The sequence below is a fragment of the Actinomycetota bacterium genome (genome assembly GCA_030774015.1).
In the GTDB taxonomy this organism is placed as follows: domain Bacteria; phylum Actinomycetota; class UBA4738; order UBA4738; family JACQTL01; genus JALYLZ01.
On sequence record JALYLZ010000006.1, the window covers coordinates 1 to 2,288 of the forward strand.

Here is a 2,288-nt window from a genome sequence, read left to right on the forward strand (position 1 = left end):
ACGACTACGTCCGGTGGTTCGCACCAATCTGGACGGGCGTCCCTGGGCAGGTGAGGCGAGACCACCCGGCCCCGTATCCGGCGGAGGTGCCGCGCCGCCTCATCCGGATGTTCAGCTTCGCCGGCGACACCGTGCTCGATCCCTTCGCCGGAACGGGGACCACCGCCCTCGCCGCGATGGAGACCGGCCGGAACTCCGTCTCGGTCGAGGTCGAGCCCGCGTACGTCGACCTGGCCGAGCGGCGACTTTCCTCGGCAGGGCTGGGAGCCCGGGTGGTGGCTGTTCGGGCCGCCGTGACCAGGTGGTAGAGGTGGACACTCCTGCTTGCGACGAATTGCTGCGCGGTCTGCGCATCTGGGTGGCGGCGCACTATGACCCCGTGGGGTCGGACCGCCGAAGCGACGAGCTGTTCTGGGATGCGGCGATCAGCAACGTGCTGGGAGGCCGGTTCGGGGGCGCCGGCGCCCCACCGCTTGGCGCGGACCAGCGGGAGGTCCTCCTGGCTGCGTTCCGGGAACTCGCCGCGCTCGCCGTGGTGGCGGAGGGTCGCGCCAGCCCCCGGGAGGCGAGCGACGAGGAGGCAACGGCGGCGGGCTGCATCGCCCGAGCCTTCCCGTCGAAAGGAGACTTCCTGGTGTTCACGGAGCAGCTGGTGGACCTCGCCGAGGACGATGAGCACTGGGCCCTCGTCTACTACCCCGGTGGTGAACTGGGTCACGAACATCCCTGGCGGCCTCATGGACATGACCTTCGACCTGGGGGAGGCGAGGAAGGTGGGCGAGATGGACGGCGACTCCCTTCGCAAGCTCCTGGGTCTGCCGTGATGGTCGCTCTCAGGGGCAGCCAGGCTGAATCTCATCTCTTGCCCTGGAGCTTGAGGGAGCCACTTGGAATCTCGGACCGTCTCAGAGGCGGTCGCCCACCGCCCTTGTCGCCTCCGAGCAGGGCGGGGATGGGTGCGGCCTGGAGGGACTCCCGCACGCGGGCGAAAGGTCGCCAGGATCGGGATCCGGTCGTCGGCCGTCGAGCTCAGTCCGCCCGTCGTCGGGCCCGGGCCCCGACGGCCGACCTGATCTCCCCGATGATCCGCCGGCTGGCCTGGCGCTTCACCCCCGGACGTCGGGGATCGGGAGCCCGGCGCTCGCGCTCCCCCGTCGCCGAGCGCCCGTACAACGCGAAGGCGGTGGCGGCCACCTCGCGAGGGTCGAGCCCGAGGGACCGGGCGATGTGCAGCTCCAGCTCCCCCTTGGCGGCGCGCTCGACGAGGGCCCTCGGCACCTTCACTGCGGGAAGCCCCGCCCGCAGGGTCCCTGCCCCCGTCTCGACCGGGGGGATGGGTCCGATGGTCCGCTCCGCGGCCCGGGGCTTCCCCCCGAGGGCCAGCCTGACCGCCTCCAGCGGCACGGCGGTCCCGTCGTCCAGGACCACCGGCCCGGAGCGGGCGGGGAGGAGATCCTGCGGGTGGACGCCGAAGGCCACGGACAGCGCCACCAGGTCGCCGGCGGAGACCTGGCGCCGCCGGGTCTCCAGGGCCCCCACCATGGCCCGGGTCCACCCCAGGAACCCCGCGGCCCGCAGGCGGTCGGCGAGGCGGTCCTGGGTCCATCCCCGGCTCGCCCGGAGCTCCCGGACTCCTTCCGCGATGGCCTCGTTCAGGCTCCACTCGGTCCCCCGGGTGCCGGCTGGGCTCACGACCGGGACGCTATACCATCACCAGTTGATTCCCGCCCATCTGAAACAGTAGAGTTGGAAAGCGCACCGGTGTGATGCCGATCGGCCGATCAAGGGGGGAGGAGGACATGTACGCCTACGAGGGAGCAGGTCGACCTCCTGCCGCCCCGGATGCAGGACCTTCCCTCCGCCCTCCCGGAGGAGGTGGACTACGTCCTGGTGGTCGACCGCCTCCCCGGCTCCGCTCCCCACGGGGACCAGCCGTCGCCCGCCGAGCGGGCATTGAGGCACGTGCTCGCCCAGCCCGCGCTCAAGGCGGCGGTGCGGGCCATCCACGATGAGTTCGAGCGCCTGTTCCTGGTCCGCTTCGAGCGGCAGTGGCCGGACGGGACCCCCCTCCCCGATTCGGGGGAGGGGAGCCCGATCGTCGAGCGCCTCGCCTGGCGGTGCGCCAACGCCCTGTACCCCTTCAGGCGTCTCGCGTCGAGGACGTGTCGGCGTTCACGGAAACCACCAGTTGAAAGGGCTCGCGTTCAAGTTATCCACCAGTCCCGCGTTCACGTAATCCCGCAGTTCTGAGGCGGGAGGTCCACCACCTGGGCTCCTTGTCAACGTAG

At 71.4% G+C, this 2,288-nt stretch carries 4 protein-coding genes; 3 read left to right on the forward strand and 1 reads right to left on the reverse strand.

The window, feature by feature from the left end; genetic code table 11:
• Together M3Q23_00540 and M3Q23_00545 are read left to right on the forward strand one after the other, a co-directional pair.
• Positions 1-308: site-specific DNA-methyltransferase (locus M3Q23_00540; GenBank protein MDP9340604.1), on the forward strand; the 308-nt coding region annotated here is incomplete at its 5' end.
• Positions 309-671: 363 nt separating this feature from the next.
• Complete coding sequence (locus tag M3Q23_00545) at positions 672-824, forward strand: hypothetical protein (GenBank protein MDP9340605.1); 153 nt, start codon at positions 672-674, stop codon at positions 822-824.
• 205 nt (positions 825-1,029) lie between these two features.
• Here the strand turns inward: M3Q23_00545 and M3Q23_00550 are convergent, their stop codons facing one another.
• Complete coding sequence (locus tag M3Q23_00550; protein ID MDP9340606.1) at positions 1,030-1,692, reverse strand: helix-turn-helix transcriptional regulator; 663 nt, start codon at positions 1,690-1,692, stop codon at positions 1,030-1,032.
• 150 nt (positions 1,693-1,842) lie between these two features.
• Here M3Q23_00550 and M3Q23_00555 point away from each other — a divergent pair, with 150 nt between their 5' ends.
• Entirely contained in the window at positions 1,843-2,250 is a 408-nt protein-coding gene (locus M3Q23_00555; protein MDP9340607.1) for a hypothetical protein, read from the forward strand.
• Positions 2,251-2,288 lie beyond the last annotated feature (38 nt).